Consider the following 21,519-nt stretch of genomic DNA (forward strand, 5'->3'; position numbering starts at 1 on the left):
ATCGCGAGTTCGTGTCAAGAACTGCGGTTACGCCGCACTTTGTGACACGAAACCGTGATCTTCGCCCTCAACCCGGGAACCCACCCCCCGAGTTGGGGGATTCGGCCTGGTCGGCGGCGTGGGGCGCGAACAATGGGGCCATGCGTGTGGTGGTGGACCTGACCAAGTGTCAGGGATATGCGCAGTGCGCGTTCCTGGCGCCCGACGCGTTCCGGATGGTCGGCGACGAGGCCCTCATGTTCGATCCGGCGCCCTCGGCCGACCAGCGGCTCAAGGTGCTGCGGGCGGCCGCCGCCTGCCCGGTGCAGGCGATCCAGGTGGACCTGGCCGACCTGCCCACGCCCCCGCCCGAGCAGACCGTCGTCGCGGCCAAGGGCGACCGGCTGCGCCGCGAGGGCCGCGTCGTCATCGTCGGCGCCTCGCTGGCCGGGCTCAAGGCCGCCGAGCAGCTGCGCGCCGAGGGCTTCACCGGCTCGATCACGATGATCGGCGACGAGGCCGAGGGGCCGTACGACCGGCCGCCGCTGTCGAAGCAGGTGCAGACCGGCTGGGTGCACTCGGCCGACACCGCGCTGCCCCGGCATCGCGACATCGACGCCGACTGGCGGCTCGGCGTCGCCGCGACCGCGCTGGACCTGGACCGCAAGCGGGTCACCCTGGCCGACGGGCAGGACGTGGAGTTCGACCGGCTGCTCGTGGCGACCGGCGTCCGGGCCCGCCCGTGGCCCGTGCCGGAGGAGGCCGCGCTGGACGGCGTGTTCACCATCCGCACCAGGGGCGACGCGGCCGGGCTGCGCGAGCGCCTGATGGCCGGGCCGAAGCGGGTGCTGGTGATCGGCTCCGGGTTCACCGGCTCGGAGATGGCGTCGGTCTGCTGCGAGCTGGGCATCCCGGTGACCGTGGCCGAGGCCGGGACGGCCCCGCTGGTCGGCGCGCTGGGCGGGGTGATCGGCCGCATCTCGGCGGGCATCATGCGCGAGCACGGCGTCGACCTGCGTACCCACACGAAGGTCAACTCGCTGCAGGGCGAGGACGGGAAGCTGCGCCGCGCGGTGCTGTCCGACGGCACCACCATCGAGGTGGACGTGGCCGTCGTCGCGCTGGGCGGCATCCGCAACGTGGAGTGGCTGGAGAGCGCCGGCCTGGCCGTGGGCGTATGGGGCCTGGCCTGCGACGCGGGCTGCCGCGCGTTCACCGCGGCGGGTCTGGTCACCGACGACGTGTTCGTGGCCGGCGACGTGGCCCGGCAGCCGCAGCCGATGTTCGGCTACCAGTTCCTGGCCATGGAGCACTGGGGCAACGCGGTCACCCAGGCCGAGGTCGCCGCGCACAACATGATCAGCAGCGAGAGCGAGCGCTGGCCCCACCTGGAGATGCCCGCGTTCTGGTCGCTGCAGTTCGGGCACAACATCAAGTCGGTGGGCGTGCCGCCGATCGCCGACCAGATCGCGATCACGCAGGGCACGGTGGAGAGCCGCCAGTTCGTCGCGGCGTACGGCTACAAGGGCCGTGTGGTGGGCGCGGTGAGCTGGAACCAGGGCAAGTGGCTGGACTTCTACCAGCAGCTGATCGAGCAGGCGGCGCCGTTCCCGCTGCCGTACGACATGACGAACCCGCCCCCGGACCGCACGCCGGTCCCGGCCGAGTTCCCGGAGCGGGTGTTCCCGGCCCACGACGCGACCGTCGTGGTCACCGGCCACGACCCCAGCGAGCGCCGCGCCACCCTGGTCGGCTCGTCCCGGCGCCGCTGAGGAGACATCACGATGACCGAGCCCAGCCTGTTCCAGGAGATCCTCGACTACGGCAACCGGGCCAACCCGTGGCCGCTCTACGAGAAGCTGCGCAGCCAGCCGGTGTGGCAGGAGGCCGACGGCACCTACGTGGTCGGCACCTACCGGGAGATCTACGCGCTGCTGCACGACCCGCGGATCAGCTCCGACGCGGCGAACCTGCTGCCGGAGTTCGCCGAGAAGGCCGGGCCGCTGGCGCAGACGGGCAACCTGCCGCCCAGCTTCATCCGGACCGACCCGCCGCGGCACGACACGCTGCGCCGGATCGCGATGCGGCAGTTCGGCCCGCCGCACCGGCCGGACCGCATCGACAAGCTGACCCCGAAGCTGGCGGCGATCGTCGACCGGCTCGTCGGCGATCTGGCCGGACGGCAGCAGTGCGACCTCGTCGACGACGTGGCGTACCCGTTCCCGGTGGCGGTGATCTGCGAGCTGCTCGGCGTGCCGGAGGAGGACGAGCCGCGCTTCAGCCAGTGGGTCGGCCCGCTGGTGGACTCCACCGGCAAGTCGTCGCCGGAGCTGACGAAGATGCGCACCGACGCGATCCAGCAGCTCGGCATGTACATGTTCCAGCTCGCCCAGAGCAAGCGCGCGAACCCGGGCGAGGACATGCTGTCCGGCTTCGTCACCGACGACGGCCCGGACGGGCGGCTGGAGGGCGGCGACCTGTTCTCGGCGCTGATCCTGCTGCTGGTCGCGGGGCACGAGACCACGGTGAACCTGATCGCCAACGGCTGGCTGACCCTGCAGCGCCACCCGGAGGTGCTGGAGCGGCTGCGCACCGAGCCCGACTTCAGCGTCCGCATGGTCGAGGAGCTGCTGCGGTACGAGGGTTCGGTGCACTTCCTGCCCAACCGCACCGCGGTCGCCGACATCGAGATCGGCGGTGCCACGATCCGCAAGGGACACCCGATCACGCTGGTGCTGGCGTCGGGCAACCGCGACACCGACTGCATCCCGCACGCCGACCGGTTCGACCCGGACCGGACCGGCAACGTGCACCTGGCCTTCGGCAACGGCGTGCACTACTGCTTCGGCGCGCCGCTGGCCCGGCTGGAGGCGCAGCTCGCGCTCACCGCGCTGGCCAAGCGGCTGCAGAACCCGCGGCTGGTGGCCGACCCGCCGCCGTACCGGCCGAGCCCGGTGCTGCGCGGCCCGGTCCACCTGGAGGTCGCCTACGACGGGGTGCTGCCCGCCTGACGTTCAGCCGGTGTCCGTCCCGGGCACCGGCCGCGTTCATCACGCGTTCAGCCCGCTTGACCAGCATGGCGTACGGTGAGGTCCGCGCTGTGCCCGGTCAGGCGAGCAGGGTGACGGCCTCCGGCACGGCTCTGATGGTGACCGGCAGCGGCCCCATCCGCTCCCCGTCGGCGTAGCCGACGATGCCCTCGGCGGCCAGGGTGATCTCCCGGGCCCGCAGCGTGTGCACCTTGGGATGGGTGACGTGCGTGCCGCGGTAGACGCGCGGCTTGATACGGATCAGCGTGGTGCGCGAGATCGGCTCGGCCCACACCATGTCCAGCAGCCCGTCGGCCGGGTCGGCGTCGGGGCAGATGCGCATGCCGCCGCCGTACGCCGCCGTGTTGCCCACCGCCAGCAGCACCGCGTCCATGGTGCTGGTCTGCCCGTCCACGGTCACCGTGTAGCGGCGCGGGCGCAGCCGGGCCAGCTCCAGCAGGATCGCGATGTCGTAGCGGAAGGGGCCGCGCGGCCAGCGCATACGGTTGCCGCGCTCGTTGACGATCGCGTCGAACCCGGCCGCCAGCACCGCGCCGTACCAGCGCACGCCGCCGTCGAGGGTGGTGATCCGGGCGAGGTCGAGCCGCCGGCCGCGCTTCTCGCGCAGCGCCGCGGTGATCGCGTCGGCGGCGGCGTACAGGTCGGCGGGCACCCCGGCACTGGTCGCGAAGTCGTTGCCGGTCCCGGCCGGGATCACGCCCAGCGGCACGCCCGTGCCCGCGACGGCCTGCTGCACCGCGTGCACCGTGCCGTCGCCGCCCATCGCCACCAGCGCGGCGGCGCCCTCGGCGACGGCTTCCCGGCACGCGGCCTCGGCACCGGCCGCGGAGTCGGCGTCCAGCACGCGCACCGGGCGGCCCGCCGCGCCGAGCCGCTCCAGGACTCCAGGCAGCGAACCCCGGTGCTGGCCTCGGCCGGCACCGGGGTTGCGCAGTACCACGATCTCGTCGCCGCTCATCCGCCGCTCCTAGGTCGCGGCGGGTCGCCCGCGCCGGGTCAGGTCATGTCGTCGTAGCGGCGCTCGATCGGGTCGGCACCGGCAACCGGCGCGGCCACTTCGATACGCTCACCGGGCGTGATGCTATCGGTGTCGTAGTCGTCGAGTGAAGACGTCTCGTCATCACTAAGGCCCTCGTACGCCGACTTCCCACGGCCCTTGCGCCGGTCGTTGAGCATCGACACGCCCACCGCGATGAAGTACAGCAGGGTCAGCACCCCGGCGAACAGCGTCATGCCGAACGGACCCGGGTCGGGTGTGGTCACCGCGGCGAAGACGAACGACAGGAACACCGCGATGCGCCACCAGCCCAGCATCCGGCGCCCGGTGAGCACGCCGGTGAAGTTCAGCATGAGCAGCAGCAGCGGGAACTCGAACGAGATGCCGAACAGCAGGATCATGCCGGTGACGAAGGAGATGTACTGCGTCACCTCCAGCTGCTGCTCCACGCCGGTGACACCGGCTTCGAGCAGGAACGCCAGGCCCTTCTCCACCACCACGTAGGCGAGGATCGCGCCCGCCGCGAACAGCGGGCCGGCGATCGCGGCGAAGATGTACGCCCACTTGCGCTCATGCCGGTGCAGGCCCGGGGCCACGAACGCCCACAGCTGGTAGAGCCACACCGGCGCGCCGACGATCAGGCCGACCCACAGGGCGAGCTTCAGCTTGAGGATGAACGCGTCGGCGGGGCCGAGCTGGATGAACGCGCAGTCCATGCCCGGATCGCGCGGCAGGTTGCAGTACGGCACCTTGAGCAGGTCGAACACGTCCTGCGCGACGATGAAGCCGACGATGAGGCCCAGGATCACGCCCAGACTCGCCTTGAACAGGCGGTCCCGCAGCTCCTTGATGTGCTCGATGAGAGTCATCGAGCCGTCCGCAGCGCGCTCGCGCTGGGACGGCTCGCGACGTGCCAGGGGGTTTTTCACGTCTGCCAGCCCGGGGGTCGGGGGGTCAGTGCTGCTGGCGCTGGACCGGGTCCACGACCGGCTTGGCGGAGGCCTGGCCGTCGAGCGGCTGCTGCGAGGTCACCTGCGCGTCGGCCTTGTCGGCGGTCGCGTCCTTGCCGTCCTCGGACAGCGCCTTGGTCTCGGCCTTGAAGATGCGCATCGAGCGACCGAGCGAACGGGCCGCGTCCGGCAGCTTCTTCGAGCCGAAGAGGATCACCAGCACCACGACCACGATGATCAGGTGCCACGGCTTCAGGGCGCCCATGGTTGCTCCAGTCAGAAAGGTGAGGGGTTTGAACCAGGTAGTTCCGGACTAATGGTACGCGGCCCGGCGGGGCTCGCCCGCAGGTGAAGTGTCGACCATCACGAGAACCAGCGTCAACGCGGGACGGCAGGCGCTGCATGTTTCTGCAGCAACCGGTGTGACCTGCGGATCAGCCCCGCTTGGGCTTGATCGACCCCGCGTGCGCCTTGACCTGGGCCAGCCGCTCCTGCAGCAGCTCCGCACGCGCCTGCATGGAGCCCGCGTGCGCCTGCAGGCCCTGCGCCGTCTGCGCCAGCTCCTGCGCGCGCGCCGCGACCGCCTGCAGCTCCACCTGGGCCTCCCGCAGCCCGGCGAGCCGCCACAGCAGCACCCGCACCACCAGCCCCAGGAACACCAGGCTCAGCAGCACGACGGCGAGCACGATCCACAGCACCACGGCAGCAGCCTAACGCCTAGGCGTACGCGGCCAGCGCCTGCGCCACGCTGTCGCGCACCGCGTCGGCCAGCTCCGCCGGGGCCACGACCACGACCTGCGGGCCCAGGCCCAGCACCAGCCGCCGCGCCCAGTCCATGTCGTTGACCCGCAGCGAGACGAGCCACTCCTCCGGCGACACCTCGACCACCGACGAGCACGGGTAGTACTCGGTGATCCAGCGGCTGCCCCGGCCCACCCGAAGCGTGATCGTCGGCGCCGCCGGGTCCGGCTGGAACACGCCCTCCGACACGTCGCCGGTCTGCGCCTCGGCCGGCGGCGCGGCCGCCTCGTCCAGCTCGGTCAGCGCGTCGATCCGGTCCACCCGGAACATGCGCACCGCCCCGGCCGAACGGCACCAGGCCTCCAGGTACGACCGCCCGGACACCGACAGCAGCCGCATCGGATCCACCACGCGCTCGCTGGACACGTCCCGCGCCGCCGAGTAGTAGCTCAGCCGCAGCGCGCGGCCCCGCTCCAGCGCGGCACGCAGGTCCGACAGCCGGTCGTCGTTGCCGGGCAGGCGTACCGCCACCGGCGCGTCGATCTCCCCGGCGGCCGCCTCGATCTTCTCCAGCGCACGGTGGATCGCGTCCCGGTCGGCCACGCCCGGCGTCTCGGCCAGCATGCGCAGCGCCACGACCAGCGCGGTCGCCTCGTCCGGGGTCAGCCGCAGCGGCCGGTCGATGCCCGCGTCGTAGGTGATGGTCACCCGGTCGCCGTCGAAGGACATGTCGATCAGGTCACCGGGGCCGTAGCCCGGCAGCCCGCACACCCAGAGCAGCTCCAGGTCCTCGCGCAGCTGCCGCTCGGACACGCCCAGGTCCGCCGCCGCCTCCACGATCTCGATGCCCGGCCGGGCCAGCAGGTACGGCACCAGGTTCAGCAGCCGGGCCAGCCGGTCCGCCGACGTCTTCGCAGCGTTGCTCACGCCATCTCCTCGCTTCGCCCGTCGACGGCCGGAGCCTGCCCCAGCCCACCGGCACGCCCGCTCACGAGCCCACCTCGGCCAGCTCGGCGGGGCCGCCCGCGACGCCCACGCCCGCGATCTCGCGCAGCCGGGCCACGGTCGCCTCGCGTACCTCGGCCGGCTCCAGCACGGTCACGTCCGCGCCGTAGCCCACCAGCCAGGCGGCGAAGCTGTCCGCGTCGGCGTAGCGCAGCTCCAGCACATCGCCCTCGGGGGTGGCGGTGCTGGTGACCGCCCAGCGGCGCACCCCCGCCGCGCGGCCCGGACGGGCCAGCACGCGAGTCGTCCGGTTGCGCTCCACGGGGCCCGACCAGCGGGCCACGTAACTGATCAGGTCCAGGTCGGCGGGCGGCTCGAACGCCCCGTCCGGGCCGGTCTGGCGCACCGGGCCGACGATGCGCGACAGCCGGAAGCAGCGCGGCGCGTCCCGGGTGGTGTCGTGGCCGACCACGTACCACCGGCCACGCCAGCACACCACGCCCCACGGCTGCAGGTGCCGGGTCGTCGGCGCGTCGTCCTCGGGCACCCGGTAGGGGAAGGTCACCTCGCGGCGGGCCCGCGCGGCGGCGGTCAGCGGCTCGAACGCGGCGTCCACCGCGACCACCGGCTCCACGCCCAGCGTCGCATGCGGATCGACGTCCACGCCGCCCGCGCGCAGCTTGGCCAGGCCCGAGGTCGCGGCCGCGGCCAGGCCCGCGTGGCGCCACAGCCGCGCCGCGACACCCACCGCGGCGGCCTCGTCGGGCGCGAGCGGGATCGCCGGCAGCGCGTAGTCGCGCCGGGCGATGCGGTAGCCGGGCTCGGTATCGAAGACGCTGGCGGTGCCCGTCTCCAGCGGCACGCCGAGCGCCCGCAGCTCGGCCTTGTCCCGCTCGAACTTGCGCTGGAACGCCTCGTGCTCGCGGGCGTCGTCGGCGTTGTGCTCGTATCCGGGCACGGTCGCGGCGATCTGCGCCGCCGTCAGGAAGCGTCGAGTGGACAGCAGGCAGATCACTAGGTTGACCAGGCGTTCGGTTCGGCTGCGCGACACGCCCGCCACGCTAGCAGCGCCAAGGCTTCCACCGTTAACCGGCAAGCCCTACTTCCCCCTGCCGCGCACCCCCTGTCCGCCACCGCATCACCCCCCGCTCCTCCCCCACCACCCTCCGTGCCCGGCCACCCCCTCGAAGATCCGCCGACTTGCCTGGCAGATGGGGGTATGAGCGGCCAAGATACGCGCACCTGCCAGGCAAGTCGGACGATCTTGCCCGCGGGCCGGGCGCGCGGCGCGGCGGGTGGGCGGGGCGGGGGTCGCGGGTGGGGTGGTCGGTAGGGTTCGGGGCGTGATTCGGTGGCGGACAGGCACGGTGGAGCGGCTCGGCCGCGGTTGGCACGGAGCGCAGGAGCTGACCGTGACACTGGACGCGCGCACCCCGGACGACCCGGCGACGGTACGCGCCCTGGCCTACCCCGACCTGGTCGGCCTGCCCGAGGTCGGCGACGAGGTGCTGCTCAACACCAACGCGCTCGCGCTCGGGCTGGGCACGGGCGGCTACGCCCTGGTCGTGGCCCTGCCCCGGCGGCTGCCCGAGGACGCGCCGGTGCGCGGGCACATCGTCAAAGCCCGCTACAGCCCGCTGCAGACGATCCGGCTCGCGGCCGACGAGGAGGGCTCCCCGCACCGCGACGCGCTCGCCGCCGCGCAGGACGTGGGCGGCATGCCCGTCGTCGTGGCCGACCTGCACTCGGCGCTGCCGGCGATCCTGGCCGGCATCCACGCCGACGCCCCGGCCGCCCGGGTCGCGTACGTGCTCACCGACGGCGGGGCGCTGGCCGCCGGGTTCTCCCGTACCCTCGACGCGCTGCGCGACCGGCTCGCGGGCACCGTCACCGCCGGGCAGGCCTGGGGCGGCGACCTGGAGGCGGTCAACGTGCACGGCGGCCTGCTCGCCGCGCGCCACGCGCTGGGTGCCGACATCACCATCGTCAGCCAGGGGCCCGGCAACCTCGGCACGGGCACCGTGTGGGGCTTCTCCGGCGTGGCCGCGGGCGAGGCGGTCAACGCGGCCGCGGTGCTGGGCGGGCGGCCCGTCGGCGCGCTGCGCATCTCCGACGCCGACCCGCGCCCCCGGCACCGTGGGGTGTCGCACCACAGCCTCACCGCGTACGGCAAGGTCGCCCTGGCCGCCGCGGAGCTGGTCGTGCCTGCGGGACTGCCCGCCGAGCTGGCCGCGCAGGTGGAGGCCGCGCTGGAGCCCTTGGCGGCTCGTCACCGCATCGTCACCGTCGAGACCGCCGGGCTGGACGCGGCCCTGCGCGCCGTCCCGGTGAAACTGTCGACGATGGGCCGCGACCTCGACGGCGACCACGCCTACTTCCTGGCCTGCGCTGCCGCCGGCCGTCACGCAGCCGCACTGGCGACCGCCACCTGACCCCGGAACGATCCCGCCGCCGTGGCTGCCAGGACGGCGCGGCGGCGCCTGCTGCCCCGAGCCGGGCTCAGGTGAAGAGGATGAGGCCGAGCCAGCCGGCCACGATCAGGCCCAGCACGGTGGCCAGCACCCAGGTCGGCACGCGGTACTCACCGCGTCGGTTGGCCTGGATCTCGTTGTAGATCCGGTCCCGGCGCCGCTGGACCCAGTTGGTCCGCACGTCGTCGGCGTTGCGCTCGGCCGGCTCGGCGACCTGCGGGTCGTGGTGCTCGCTCATAGTGCGGCAAGGATAGCCGCCGCCCCACCGGCCCGCACACATGATCGACGCCGCCCGGCGTACCGGACGGCGTCGATCATGTAGCGGGTCACATGCTGGCGATCAGGCGCTCCACGCGCTCGTCGTGGGCCCGGAACGGGTCCTTGCACAGCACGGTGCGCTGCGCCTGGTCGTTCAGCTTCAGGTGCACCCAGTCGACCGTGAAGTCACGGCGCTTCTCCTGGGCGTGCCGGATGAACTCGCCACGCAGCCGCGCCCGGGTGGTCTGCGGCGGCGTCTCCTTCGCCTCGAAGGTACGCAGGTCGGTGACCACCCGGTCGACCTTGCCCCGCTTCTCCAGCAGCGGGTAGAGGCCCCGACCGCGGCGCAGGTCGTGATACGCCAGGTCCATCTGCGCCACCCGCGGGCTGGACAGCGGCAGGTCGTGCTTGCGCTGGTACGCCTCGATCAGCCGCAGCTTGGTCACCCAGTCGATCTCGCGCCCCACGCTGGCCAGGTCACCGCTGTCCACCGCGTTGAGCACCCGGCCCCACAGCTCCACCACCCGCTGCGCCGCCGGGTCGCCCGACCGGCGCGCCACGAACTCGGTCGCCTTCTCGTGGTAGATCCGCTGGATCTCCAGCGCGCTGGCCTCCTTGCCGCTGGCCAGCCGCACCTTGCGCCGCCCGGTGATGTCGTGCGACACCTCGCGGATGGCCCGGATCGGGTTCTCCAGCGCCAGGTCGGGCATGGCCACGCCCGTCTCGATCATCCGGAGCACCAGGTCCGCGCTGCCCACCTTCAGCAGCGTGGTCACCTCGTTCATGTTCGAGTCGCCGACGATCACGTGCAGGCGCCGGTAGCGCTCGGCGTCGGCGTGCGGCTCGTCCCGGGTGTTGATGATCGGCCGGGACCGGGTGGTCGCCGAGGAGACGCCCTCCCAGATGTGCTCGGCCCGCTGGGAGAGGCAGTACACCGCCCCGCGCGGGGTCTGCAGCACCTTGCCCGCCCCGCAGATCAGCTGCCGGGTGACCAGGAACGGGATCAGCACGTCGGCCAGGCGGCCGAACTCGCCGTGCCGGGACACCAGGTAGTTCTCGTGGCAGCCGTACGAGTTGCCGGCCGAGTCGGTGTTGTTCTTGAACAGGTAGATCTCGCCCGCGATGCCCTCGTCGTGCAGGCGCTTCTCGGCGTCCACGAGCAGGCCCTCCAGGATCCGCTCGCCCGCCCGGTCATGGGCCACCAGGTCGACCACGGAGTCGCACTCGGGCGTGGCGTACTCCGGGTGGGAACCGACGTCCAGGTAGAGCCGGGCGCCGTTACGCAGGAAGACGTTGCTGGACCGTCCCCATGAGACGACCCGACGGAAGAGGTAGCGCGCCACCTCGTCCGGGGACAGCCGTCGCTGGCCCCGATAGGTGCAGGTGACGCCGTACTCGGTCTCGAGTCCGAAGATTCGTCGGTCCATACACAGACATTAGCCGCCCGAACGCTCAAGGTCACTCTCGCGCCACGTGACGTCGTGGAGTCGTCTCGTGACGGAGTGCCCGCCGGGGCCGCGGGCGCAGGTCGCGCCCGCGGCGGCGGCTCATTCCACGCCCGGCAGGGTCACCAGCGTGACGCGTCCGGCCAGCTCAGGACGGCGTGTCAGCAGATCGCGGACCACCCGGGCGCCCGCCGGGTCGGTCGCGATGAAACGCACCTGCCCCGGGAAGCGCTTGAGCAGCGCCTCCGCCCGCAGCGGCTCCTTGTGCGGCAGCCCGTAGGTGGCGAACTGGCCCGAGCCCGCGGTGCGCTGCAGGCCCATCAGGAACGGGTTCATCCAGTAGCTGTCGAACCCGGTGGCTCCGATGGCGACGGAGGTGACCCCGGGCAGCGGCGGATACTCCTGCGCGGCCGCGACCACCTGCACCGCGCGCGGCGACACCGGCGCCCCCTGCCGGAACAGCGCCGCCCAGGTGATGCTGCGGCCCTGCGCGGCCAGCGGCTGCGCCAGCACGCCCCCGCCGAAGAACACCCCGAGCACCCCGAACAGCGCCAGCGACAGCAGCGCGGCGGGCACCCACTGGCGGCGGGCCGGCACCCGCACCCGCCACGGCGCGGGCAGCAGCAGCACCAGCGCGCCGATGCCGACCGTGAAGACCACCAGCAGCGCGTGCACCGTCTTGCCGAAGTAGTAGTTCATGAAATCGCTGCCCGCGGCGATGTTCTGCGCCGCGATGCCCACCGCGAACACCACCGCCGCCGCGACGCTGAACAGGTAGCCGCGCCACACCCGCGAGCGCCACGCCGCCGCGCTGAGCACCCCCGCCCCGACCAGTGCCACCAGCCAGACGTACCCGTCCAGCGGCTGCGGCGGCGCGCCGCCGATCACCAGCCGGTCGGTCATGTTCTCGTAGCTGAGGCCGTACACCAGCTGGAACGGCGCCAGCACGACCGCACCGAGCCCGACGACCGCGGTCGCGACCTTGTGCCTGCGCACCAGCCGCCGCGACCGCACCAGCCAGACCAGCGCGATCAGGCCCGCCAGCGGCAGCAGGAAGAAGTACCCGAACCCGACGCCGATCAGCGTCGCCGCCACCATCAGCGCCTGCTGCCGGTAGTGCGCCAGCGGCCGCGCCGCCAGCGCCACCAGCACGGCGAGGAACACCAGGCCCAGGCACTCGGCCGGGTAGCCGTTGCGGATGATGCGCGGGAACTCGGACCCGATCACCAGCGCCACCACCGCCGCGGCGACCACCAGCCGGCGCGGCCCGTTCAGCAGCCGCCCCGGCACCCGCCACGCCGCCCAGATCAGCGCCAGCGCGAGCAGGCCGAAGGTCAGCACGGCGAACAGCACGTACGAGCGCAGCGCGACCAGGCCCGACGCGGCCGGGCCGTCCGCCGAGCGCAGGAACTGGTCCAGGATCGCGGCCGTCGAGTGCCAGCCCTGCGGATAGGTGAACAGCATCCGCGGCACGAACGCCGCCGCGTCGCCCTTGTCGGCCAGCACCAGCCCCTGCACCTGCCCGATGCCGTCGAACAGCGCGAAATGCCGGCTGCTGTCCTCGCCCTGCATCATCGCGCTCAGCAGCTGCACGTCCCCGTCGGCGCGGAAATACGGCAGCGCCGCCGCCACCGTCGCGCCCAGCGCGCCCAGCAGCGCCAGCGCGTCCGTCCAGCGAGGCCGGGGCAGCGACGGCCGCCGCCCGGTCACGAACCAGAACACCGCCAGTGCGGTCAGCGCGGTGCCCGCGATCGGCACCGGATGCAGGCCCCACGGCCACAGCGAGAACACCGTCATCGCACCCGCGGTCAGCCCCGCCAGCAGCACGATCGCGAGCACGATCCGGTCCAGCAGCTCGCGCGCATCGAAGCACAGCGCCGCCGTCCCGACGAAGATCACGATCGGCAGCAGCCAGTCGACACCGGCCAGATGGGTCAGCACCGGGAGCACCCAGGCCGCCCCCACGAACAGTGCCAGCCGGAGCAGCTCCGATCGGCTGCGGACACGAGCGGCGAGGGACGAAGGCATGCGCGTTTCCTCAAGGTCTGACGAAGTCCGCCACGACGCGGACAGAGCGCCTGCCAGACTCGATCAGCCTCATGATCGCAGACTGAACACGACCTGAACGCCGGTTGACCGGAAACCGTTGATCACCGGCGGAACCGGGCGAAAAACGCTGACGCCCGTGCCGGCGGCGGCACGGGCGTCAGCGGACGCGTCCGGAGCTACTCCGCCTTCGGCGTGTCCGGCTTGGCGGCATCCGCCTTGGGCGGGTCCGCCTTGGGCGTCTCCGCCTTCGCGGGGTTGAGCAGGGTCGTCAGCGCAGCACCGGTCACCCGGCGGAACTTGCGGCCCGGCCGCGCCCGCTCCAGCACCGCCACCTCCAGCTGCTCGGCAGCCAGCGTGCGCGCCGCGCCGCCCTCGCCGCCGACACTGCTCAGCGCCTTGACGGCCAGCTTCAGCGCCTCGCCGAGCGAGTGCCCCTCGCTGTGCTCGGCACGCAGCACGTTCCCGATCGCCTCGGCCTGGCCGCCCATCGCCATGAACCCGGGCTCGTCCTGCACCGAACCGTCGTAGGTCAGCCGGTACAGCTCGTCGTGCTCGGGCGCCGCACCCACCTCCGCGACGCAGATCTCCACCTCGTACGGCTTGCCCTGCTCGCTGAAGATCGCACCCAGGGTCTGCGCGTACGCGCTGGCCAGCGCCCGGCCGGTGACGTCCCGGCGGTCGTAGGAGTAGCCCCGCAGGTCGGCCATGCGCACACCGGCCGACCGCAGGTTCTCGAACTCGTTGTAGCGGCCGACGGCGGCGAAGCCGATCCGGTCGTAGATCTCGCTCACCTTGTGCAGCGTGGTGGAGAGGTTCTCCGCCACGAACAGCACGCCCCCGGCGTACGTGAGCACCACCACGCTGCGACCGCGCGCGATGCCCTTGCGGGCGTACTCCGAGCGGTCCCGCATGATCTGCTCAGGCGAGGCGTAGAACTGCATGGCCACGGCGTGTCTTCTCCTCTATGGAGTCACAGGACGGCGGATGTGGAGGTTCAGGCGCCCGGCTGCTGGGTGCGGGCCGCGATGACGGTCTCGGCCATCGCCGCGGTCTCCTCGTCGGTCAGCCGATGGGTGCCCTCGGCGGTCGCGGTCATCACGATCGGGAACAGCTTGCGGATGATGTCCGGCCCGCCCGTGGCGGTGTCGTCGTCGGCCGCGTCGTACAGCGCCTCGACGGCCAGCTGCGCCGCCTCGGTGATGCTGATCCCCGGCTTGTACCGCTTCTTCAGCGACGACTTCGCGAACAGCGAACCCGAGCCGATCGCGTCGTAGCCGCCGTGCTCCTCGTACAGGCCGCCCGCGATGTCGAAGCTGAAGATCCGGCCCACCTTGCCGGGCGTCTTCGCGTCCAGGTCGAACCCGGCGAACAGCGGGATCACCGCGAGCCCCTGCATCGCCGCGCCCAGGTTCTGCCGGATCATCGCGGCCAGGCGGTTGGCCTTGCCGTCGAGCGAGAGCATCGCGCCCTCGATCTTCTCGTAGTGCTGCAGCTCCACCTGGAACAGCCGCATCAGCTCGATGCCCACACCGGCCGTGCCCGCGATGCCGATCAGCGAGTACGGGTCGGCGGGGTGCACCTTCTCGATGTCGCGGCTCGCGATCAGGTTGCCCATGGTCGCCCGCCGGTCACCGGCCATCACGACGCCCTCGGGGGTGCTGATGGCGACGATGGTGGTGGCGTGGGGGGCCAGGTCCGCGTTCATGCCCGCGGGCAGCGGCCGGCGGCCGGGCAGCAGCTCCGGCGCGACCTGGGTCAGGAAGTCCGTGAACGACGAAGTTCCCGGCGTGGTGAAACTAGCCGGTAGACGCCCGGGTGTATCAAAACCCGCTGCCACGCTGTCTCCTTCAGATACTCGATCGCCCTGGCGAGGTTGTGCCGATCGTCCTTGAACTGTCCAAGGCCGCCGTTGCAGTTGAAGCACAGGATGCCACGTACGTTACCGAACAGATGGTCATGGTCAACGTGCTCGGGGTCCGGTGCGCCGCAGATGGCGCACGCCCCGCCCTGTTCGGCTAGAAACTCATCAAACTCTGCCTGGCCGATGCCGTAGCGACGGCGCAGGTGGTACTGGCGGGTGCCGCCGTGGTGCTTCTCCTTGGTCTCCACACCCCGCCGGTTGTGGCACTCCAAGCAGTACGAGTGGAGCCCGCTCGCCTTCGTTTTCGTCCTGGCGAACTCTGCGACAGGCTTGATCTGCTCGCAGTCGGGGCACCACTTCGACCCGGCCGGAACCTCGACCGAGGACTTCTTCTTGGGGGCTACGCCTTTGGCCCGGCGGTAGCCCTCCAGCCGGCCACGGGTACAGGCGCGACAGTAGTAGCTGAGACCGTCAGGCCGGCTCTTGTTGCTGTAGAACTGGAGGACCGACAGCAACCGGTCGCATTGTGGGCATGTCTTGGAACCGCTGTCCGGAGAATCGGACATTACGGTCATTCCCCCCCCTTCTGGACATAGCCCCTAATGAATTCCTCCGCGTTCTCCTCGAGGACGGCGTCGATCTCGTCGAGGATGTCGTCGACGTCCTCGCCGATCTTCTCGACGCGCTCGGCAACCTCGGGGTTCACCTCGGGCGCGACCGACTCGCTCTCCTGCTCGCCGCGCGAGCGACCCGACTGTGACTGTCCACCGTCCTGCGTGGCCATCTGCGCCTCCCTGACGTCGCCTGTGGGCCTTAAACGTAGCGCGCGGGACCGACTAAAGCGATCACCCCGCGGTGATCACTTCGAGGAGATCCTTTGCGCTGGGGCAACGGTCGAAAAGCGCCCCGACGTGTCGCTTCGTGCCGCGCTCGGGCTCCATCATCGGCACCCGGACCAGCGCCTCGCGGCCCACGTCGAAGATCACCGAGTCCCAGCTCGCGGCGACCACTTCGGACGCGTACTTGGCCAGGCAGCGGCCGCGGAAGTAGGCCCGCGTGTCCTCCGGCGGGTCGGTCATCGCGGCCCGGGTCTCCTCCGGGTCGAGCAGCGTCTTCATCGCGCCGCGCGCGACCAGGCGGTGGTAGAGGCCCTTCTCGGGGCGCACGTCGGAGTACTGCAGGTCCACCAGCTGGAGCTTGGAGGACGCCCAGCCCAGGTTCTCCCGCTCCCGGTAGCCCTCCAGCAGGCGCAGCTTGGCGACCCAGTCCAGCTCATCGGCGAGCAGCATCGGGTCCTCGCCCAGCTTGGTGAGCACGCCCTCCCAGCGGTCGAGCACGTCACGGGTCTGCTCGTCGGTGTCGGCGCCGGTGCGGTCGTCGACGAAGGCGCGCGCCCGCTCGTAGTACGCCCACTGCAGGTCGAGGGCGGTGAGCCGGCGGCCGTCGCGCAGCCGCATGGTGTGCTTCAGGGCCGGGTCGTGGCTGACCGCGCGCAGCTCGGCGACGGGGTCGGCGATGCCGAGGTCGTTGGACAGCGCCTTCTCCTCGATCATGCCGAGGATCAGGGCGGTCGTGCCGACCTTGAGGTAGGTCGAGATCTCGGACAGGTTCGCGTCGCCGATGATCACGTGGAGGCGCCGGTACTTGTCGGCGTCGGCGTGCGGCTCGTCGCGGGTGTTGATGATCGGCCGCTTGAGGGTGGTCTCCAGGCCGACCTCGACCTCGAAGAAGTCGGCGCGCTGGCTGATCTGGAAACCGGCCTGGCTGCCGTCCTGGCCGATGCCGACCCGGCCGGCACCGCAGAAGATCTGCCGGGTCACGAAGAACGGGGTGAGATACGTCACGATGTCCGCGAACGCGGTCTGTCGCCGCATCAGGTAGTTCTCGTGCGCGCCGTACGAAGCGCCCTTGTTGTCGGTGTTGTTCTTGTAGAGGTGGATCTGGTGGCTGCCGGGGATGGTCGCCGCGCGGCGCGCGCCCTCGGCCATGACCTGCTCGCCCGCCTTGTCCCAGCGGACCACGTCGAGCGGGTTGGTCACCTCGGGCGTCGAGTACTCCGGGTGGGCGTGGTCGACGTAGAGCCGGGCGCCGTTGGTCAGGATGACGTTGGCCAGGCCCAGGTCCTCGTCGGCGAGCGCCTCCGCCGGGTCGTACGCGGCGCCGGTGTAGCTGAAGCCGCGAGCGTCGCGCAGCGGCGACTCCTCCTCGTAGTCCCAGCGGGCACGGCCGCCCCGGGCCAGCTCCGGCCGGGCGCCGTAGGCGTTCACCACCTGGGAGGAGGTCACCATCGGGTTCGCCCCGGGCTGTCCGGGCACGGAGATGCCGTACTCGACCTCGGTACCCATGATCCGCCGAACGCTCATTCCGCCGCCTATCTACGGTCGCCGCCTGGGTCGAGCCTAGCCGTTGTTTCACGTCGAGGTGACCGTGGGCGCACGGGCGCATCGGCTGCGTGGTCGGACCGGCGTGGCGTACGGCGGACGGGGCCGTCCGTCCGGCCGGGTCGGCGGCGCTGCCGCGCCTGTGCGGTGGGCTATCCTGACCTGCGCCCGGGCCGGGATGAACGCCGGGCGAGGCCCGTCGCCGAGCGCCCGCACCGTGGCGCCGGCCGTCCCCGAGAGGACCGAACTTCCGATGTCCGAGCACCCCCCGTCCGGCAACCGGATCCACCCCACCGCGATCATCGGGCCGGAGGTGGAGCTGGGCACGGGCAACGTGATCGGCCCGTACTCGGTGCTGCTGGGCCCGCTGCGGGTCGGTGACGGCAACTGGATCGGCCCGCACGTGTCGATCGGCGCCCCGGCGGAGATCCGCGGCGGCGCGCACCCGGCCGCGTGGGACGAGCCCGGCGAGGGGCCGGGGATCACCATCGGCGACCGCAACACGTTCCGCGACTTCGTGTGCGTGCACCAGCCGAGCGCGGCCAGCCCGGCGGGCACGGTCGTCGGCTCGGACTGCTACATCATGAACAAGGTCTACGTCCCGCACGACGCGCAGCTGGGCGACGGCGTGACGATCGCGTCGTCGGTGGCGATGGGCGGGCACGTGAAGCTGGGCGACGGGGTGAACCTGGGCCTGAACTCGACCGTGCACCAGCGCCGCATCGTCGGGCCGGGCGCGATGGTGGGCATGGGTTCGGTGATCACGCGGGACGTGCCGCCGTACGCGAAGAGTTTCGGCAACCCGGCGCGGGTGCGCGGGGTGAACACGGTCGGCATGAGCCGCGCGGGCATCCCGGCGGACGCGATCGAGGCGCTGGTCGAGCTGTACGCCAAGGACGACTTCACGCCTGAGCGCATCCCGACCGGCCTGGAGCGCGCGTTCGCCTGGTGGCAGTCCGCCACGGCGCACTGAGCACGAACGCGAAGAAGGCCCCTCCCGCGCGGGAGGGGCCTTCTTCCACGTCAGGCGAGGTCAGGCCGCGCTGTCCTCGATGACCTTGGCGACGACGCGGTGCGCGGGCAGGATGCGGGCGCGCTCGGTGTCGGCGTCGGCGGTGCCGGCGAGGATGTCGAGGAAGTGGTCGAGCTGGGCCGCGAGCGGCTCGCGGTTGGTGGTCAGCTCGGGGATCTCGATGATGCTCTGCTGGCGGTAGCCGCGGCCGTCGGGCGCGAAGGCGTCCAGCGACACGTGGCGGTAGATGGTGACGTCGCGGCGGATCAGGTCGGCCTCGATGAGCCGGTCGACCTCGCTGATCACCAGGGTGCGCACCTTGCGCTGGCCGATGCGGCTGGCCGAGACGTTGGCCAGGCCGCCGTTGCCGAAGGCGAGCACGGTCTCGGCGACGTCCTCGGCGCCCGGCACCGAGGACGGGTGGAACTGGCCGAGGGTGCCGCGCACGGCGGTGGGCTCCTGGCCGCCGTAGGCCTGGATGGCCAGGTCCACGTCGTGCACCAGCAGGTCCCAGGCGACGCCGGTGCGGATGCGCGGGGCGTACGGCGAGTGCCGGGTGGCGGTCAGGTGGACCGGCTTGTCGACCAGCGCGAGCGCGGTGAGCACGGCCGGGTTGAACCGCTCCAGCAGGCCGCAGAGCAGCGGCACGCCGTTCTTCTCGGACAGCGCGACGATGGCCTCGCTGTCGGCGAGGCTGCTGCACACCGGCTTCTCGATGAGCAGCGCCTTGCCCTCGTTGAGGACCTGCTCGGCGAGGCCGTGGTGCAGCTCGGTCGGGGCGGCGACGACGACGGCGTCGACGTCGCTCAGGTCCAGCTCGGGCGACCAGGCGGCGCCGAAGCGGTCGGCCACGTCGCGGCCGGCGGCCTCGCGGGGCTCGATGATGCGGACCAGGTCGGCCCGGTCGGACTGGGCGATGACGCGGGCGTGCAGGGAGCCCATGACCCCCGTGCCGACCAGCGCGAAGCGCGGCTTGGCGGTCATGCGCCCACCGCCGTGCGGACGGCCTCGATGACGCGGTCGACGTCGGCGTCGGACAGGTGGTTGTGCACCGGCAGCGACACGCACTGCTTGACGACGCGCTCGGTGACCGGCGCGGGGTCGGCGATCACGCGGGGGTGCTCGCGGTAGCAGTCGTAGTCGTACACCGTCTTCGGGTAGTAGATGCCGCAGCCGACGCCCTGCTCGCCGAGCTTGGCGATGAGCTCGTCGCGGGTGATCGCGGCCTCGTCGGTGACGAGGATCGTGTACTGGTGCCACACGTGCGAGCGGCCGGGCAGCTCGGACGGGGTGCGCAGGCCGGGGACGTCGGCCAGGCCGGCGTTGAGCCGGGCGGCGTTGTCCTGGCGGCGCTTGACGTTCTCCGAGTAGGCGGCGAGCTGCGGGATGGCGAGCGCGGCCTGCAGGTCGGTGAGCCGGTAGTTGTGGCCGGCGACCTCGTACTGGTAGCGCTGGCGCATGCCCTGGTTGCGCAGGACGCGCAGGCGGTCGGCGACGGTCGCGTCGTTGGTGGTGATCATGCCGCCCTCACCGGTGGTGAGGTTCTTGGTGGCGTACAGCGAGAAGGTGCCGATGCCGAAGCTGCCCGCGCCGCGGCCCTCGATGGAGGCGCCGAGCGACTGCGCGGTGTCCTCGACGAGGCCGAGGCCGTGCTTGGCGGCCAGCGGGGCGATCTTGGTCATGTCGGCGGTCTGGCCGTAGAGGTGGACCGGCATGAGGACCTTGGTACGCGGGCCGATGGCGGCCTCCAGCGCGGCGGGGTCGACGCAGAAGTCGTCCTCGCGGATGTCGGCGAAGCGGGCGGTGGCCCCGGCCTCCAGGATCGCGTTGAGGGTGGCCACGAACGTGAACGGGCTGGTGATCACCTCGTCGCCGGGCTGCAGGTCGAGGACCTCCATGGCGGCCACGAGCGCGGTGGTGCCGTTGTTGACGGCGACGGCGTGCTCCACCCCGACGACGTCGGCAAACTCGCGCTCCAGCCGGGCGACCATCGGGCCCTGGGCGATCATGCCCGAGCGGATCACCTCGACGGCCAGCTGCTCGGCCGCTTCGTCGAGTTTGACGACGGAAATCGGGATCACGGGTCTCTCCTTGTGCGTAGGGGCAGCGTGCAGCACCGTAGCAGCGGGCGGACCGAACCGCACAGTTGACCGCCACGGCTGTGAAGCCGCATCACATCACCGCGCTGACCAGCGGCGCTGTGCGCTGCTGGCGGCTGCGTGACGCCTGGGCTAGGGTACTCGAACACCCTGGTTCGATCATTCAGCTCATTAGTCGAGAGCGTTACGAAAACATGGAAACCGTGGCCAAGACCGCGACTCGGCCCGGCGCCGAGCCGGTTCCCCCCTCCCGGCCCGATCCCGAGGCGGCGCCCGCAGCGGCGTCCCGGGGACTTCCCCGGTGGGTCTCCCTGGCGATCCGCCTGGTCGTCATCGCCGCCATCGTGGCGGGTATCGCTTGGAGCATCGTCAGCCAATGGCCGAAGGTCCGTGAGACCTGGCTCGGACTCGCCTGGGAGTCGGTGGCGCTGTCCGTGCTGTTCGCGCTGGCCGGCATGTTCGCGAACTCGATGGCGTGGCGGGCCGCCGCGCGTGATCTCGAACACCGGATCTCGGTCCCTGCCGCGCTGCAGATCTGCATGGTCGGTCAGCTGGGCAAGTACATCCCGGGCAGCGTGTGGGCGTACGTGCTGCAGGTCGAGCTGGGCAAGCGCGCGGGCCTGCCCCGGGCGCGGGCGTTCCTGGCCACGCTGGTGTCGCTGGGCCTGACCGTGGCCGCGGCGCTCGCGCTGGGCCTGCTGAGCCTGCCGCAGCTGCTGTCGGCGGCGGAGAGCACCGACTCGGACTACGCGGGCTCGGTGAAGGTCGCGCTGATCATCGTGGCGGTGCTGGTGCCGATCGCCATCATCTGCTCGATCCCGGCCGTGCTGACGCGCCTGGTGCAGCTGGTGCTGAAGGTGCTGCGGCGGCCGCCGTTGCAGCACAGCCTGACCTTCCCCGGCGTGGGCCGGGTCATCGGCTGGAGCGCGCTGGGTTACACGCTGTTCGGCGTACACCTGTGGCTGCTGACCAACGCCCAGGCCGCACCGGGCGTGAAGGGCCTGCTGCTGTGCGTCGGGGCGTTCGCCATCGCCATGATCGTCGGCATGTTCGCGTTCCTGTCCCCGTCCGGGCTGGGCGTGCGCGAGGCGGTCCTGGTGGCCGCGATGGCGCCGTTCCTGACCGACGCGGGCGGTGTGGGCGCGGCGATGGGCATCGCGGTCGCCTCCCGCCTGGTCTTCACCGCGGCGGACCTGCTGGGCGCCGGTGCCGCGGCCCTGGCCGCCAAGCGCACCCTCGCGAAGGCCTGACCCTCTTCCTGACGATCAATGCCCCCTTCTC

General features: G+C 71.9%; 21 protein-coding genes. 5 read left to right on the plus strand and 16 right to left on the minus strand.

Annotation, left to right across the window (positions count from 1 at the left end):
• Positions 1–140 precede the first annotated feature (140 nt).
• On the plus strand, positions 141–1,751 hold the full coding sequence (locus CS0771_RS33645) for an FAD-dependent oxidoreductase (protein WP_212844755.1): 1,611 nt from the start codon (positions 141–143) through the stop codon (positions 1,749–1,751).
• 12 nt (positions 1,752–1,763) lie between these two features.
• Positions 1,764–2,990 carry a cytochrome P450 gene (locus tag CS0771_RS33650; protein WP_212844756.1) on the plus strand — a complete coding sequence of 409 codons (1,227 nt, stop codon included), beginning with the start codon at positions 1,764–1,766 and terminating at the stop codon, positions 2,988–2,990.
• Between the two features lie 97 nt (positions 2,991–3,087).
• Here the strand turns inward: CS0771_RS33650 and CS0771_RS33655 are convergent, their stop codons facing one another.
• From CS0771_RS33655 to CS0771_RS33680, 6 genes are all read right to left on the minus strand, one after another.
• Entirely contained in the window at positions 3,088–3,987 is a 900-nt protein-coding gene (locus tag CS0771_RS33655) for a YegS/Rv2252/BmrU family lipid kinase (protein WP_212844757.1), read from the minus strand.
• Positions 3,988–4,025: 38 nt separating this feature from the next.
• Positions 4,026–4,895: a twin-arginine translocase subunit TatC gene (tatC, locus tag CS0771_RS33660; protein WP_371821599.1), complete on the minus strand. Its 870-nt coding sequence runs from the start codon at positions 4,893–4,895 to the stop codon at positions 4,026–4,028.
• 85 nt (positions 4,896–4,980) lie between these two features.
• Entirely contained in the window at positions 4,981–5,241 is a 261-nt protein-coding gene (gene tatA, locus CS0771_RS33665; protein WP_212844759.1) for a Sec-independent protein translocase subunit TatA, read from the minus strand.
• A gap of 169 nt (positions 5,242–5,410) precedes the next feature.
• Entirely contained in the window at positions 5,411–5,677 is a 267-nt protein-coding gene (locus CS0771_RS33670; RefSeq protein WP_212844760.1) for a hypothetical protein, read from the minus strand.
• 16 nt (positions 5,678–5,693) lie between these two features.
• Positions 5,694–6,644 (minus strand): YafY family protein, encoded by a 951-nt coding sequence (locus CS0771_RS33675; protein WP_212844761.1) that lies wholly within the window; start codon positions 6,642–6,644, stop codon positions 5,694–5,696.
• A gap of 61 nt (positions 6,645–6,705) precedes the next feature.
• Positions 6,706–7,713: a YafY family protein gene (locus CS0771_RS33680; protein ID WP_212844762.1), complete on the minus strand. Its 1,008-nt coding sequence runs from the start codon at positions 7,711–7,713 to the stop codon at positions 6,706–6,708.
• 292 nt (positions 7,714–8,005) lie between these two features.
• On the opposite strand from CS0771_RS33680, the gene CS0771_RS33685 reads away from it, so the two are divergent.
• Positions 8,006–9,094 carry a DUF3866 family protein gene (locus tag CS0771_RS33685; protein ID WP_212844763.1) on the plus strand — a complete coding sequence of 363 codons (1,089 nt, stop codon included), beginning with the start codon at positions 8,006–8,008 and terminating at the stop codon, positions 9,092–9,094.
• Between the two features lie 67 nt (positions 9,095–9,161).
• On the opposite strand, the gene CS0771_RS33690 is transcribed toward CS0771_RS33685, so the two are convergent.
• The 8 genes from CS0771_RS33690 to dop all read right to left on the minus strand — a co-directional run bounded on the left by CS0771_RS33690 (position 9,162) and on the right by dop (position 17,109).
• Complete coding sequence (locus CS0771_RS33690) at positions 9,162–9,371, minus strand: hypothetical protein (protein WP_212844764.1); 210 nt, start codon at positions 9,369–9,371, stop codon at positions 9,162–9,164.
• 88 nt (positions 9,372–9,459) lie between these two features.
• A complete protein-coding gene (gene pafA / locus CS0771_RS33695) occupies positions 9,460–10,818 on the minus strand; it encodes a Pup--protein ligase (protein ID WP_203754922.1) in 1,359 nt (452 codons plus the stop codon).
• Positions 10,819–10,938: 120 nt separating this feature from the next.
• A complete protein-coding gene (locus CS0771_RS33700; protein ID WP_212844765.1) occupies positions 10,939–12,864 on the minus strand; it encodes a hypothetical protein in 1,926 nt (641 codons plus the stop codon).
• Positions 12,865–13,061: 197 nt separating this feature from the next.
• Positions 13,062–13,832, minus strand: a complete 771-nt coding sequence (gene prcA / locus CS0771_RS33705) for a proteasome subunit alpha (protein WP_212844766.1) — start codon at positions 13,830–13,832, stop codon at positions 13,062–13,064.
• Positions 13,833–13,879: 47 nt separating this feature from the next.
• Entirely contained in the window at positions 13,880–14,722 is an 843-nt protein-coding gene (gene prcB, locus CS0771_RS33710; RefSeq protein WP_212844767.1) for a proteasome subunit beta, read from the minus strand.
• Positions 14,641–15,321 carry an endonuclease VII domain-containing protein gene (locus CS0771_RS33715; RefSeq protein ID WP_244871193.1) on the minus strand — a complete coding sequence of 227 codons (681 nt, stop codon included), beginning with the start codon at positions 15,319–15,321 and terminating at the stop codon, positions 14,641–14,643. Before CS0771_RS33715 ends, prcB begins: the two co-directional genes overlap by 82 nt.
• Complete coding sequence (locus CS0771_RS33720; protein ID WP_212844768.1) at positions 15,318–15,530, minus strand: ubiquitin-like protein Pup; 213 nt, start codon at positions 15,528–15,530, stop codon at positions 15,318–15,320. The genes CS0771_RS33715 and CS0771_RS33720 overlap by 4 nt, the downstream gene beginning before the upstream one ends.
• Before the next feature lie 61 nt (positions 15,531–15,591).
• On the minus strand, positions 15,592–17,109 hold the full coding sequence (gene dop, locus CS0771_RS33725) for a depupylase/deamidase Dop (protein WP_371821522.1): 1,518 nt from the start codon (positions 17,107–17,109) through the stop codon (positions 15,592–15,594).
• A 271-nt stretch (positions 17,110–17,380) separates the two neighbouring features.
• Between dop and CS0771_RS33730 the strand changes: the two genes are divergently transcribed.
• On the plus strand, positions 17,381–18,100 hold the full coding sequence (locus CS0771_RS33730; RefSeq protein WP_212844770.1) for a UDP-N-acetylglucosamine acyltransferase: 720 nt from the start codon (positions 17,381–17,383) through the stop codon (positions 18,098–18,100).
• A gap of 60 nt (positions 18,101–18,160) precedes the next feature.
• Here CS0771_RS33730 and CS0771_RS33735 read toward each other — a convergent pair whose 3' ends face one another.
• Both CS0771_RS33735 and CS0771_RS33740 read right to left on the minus strand, forming a co-directional pair.
• Positions 18,161–19,123 carry a Gfo/Idh/MocA family protein gene (locus CS0771_RS33735; RefSeq protein WP_212844771.1) on the minus strand — a complete coding sequence of 321 codons (963 nt, stop codon included), beginning with the start codon at positions 19,121–19,123 and terminating at the stop codon, positions 18,161–18,163.
• Positions 19,120–20,220 carry a DegT/DnrJ/EryC1/StrS aminotransferase family protein gene (locus CS0771_RS33740; protein WP_212844772.1) on the minus strand — a complete coding sequence of 367 codons (1,101 nt, stop codon included), beginning with the start codon at positions 20,218–20,220 and terminating at the stop codon, positions 19,120–19,122. Before CS0771_RS33740 ends, CS0771_RS33735 begins: the two co-directional genes overlap by 4 nt.
• 221 nt (positions 20,221–20,441) lie before the next feature.
• On the opposite strand from CS0771_RS33740, the gene CS0771_RS33745 reads away from it, so the two are divergent.
• Positions 20,442–21,488 carry a lysylphosphatidylglycerol synthase domain-containing protein gene (locus CS0771_RS33745; protein WP_244871194.1) on the plus strand — a complete coding sequence of 349 codons (1,047 nt, stop codon included), beginning with the start codon at positions 20,442–20,444 and terminating at the stop codon, positions 21,486–21,488.
• Positions 21,489–21,519: the final 31 nt, after the last annotated feature.

Source organism: Catellatospora sp. IY07-71, assembly GCF_018326265.1.
Lineage (GTDB): Bacteria > Actinomycetota > Actinomycetes > Mycobacteriales > Micromonosporaceae > Catellatospora.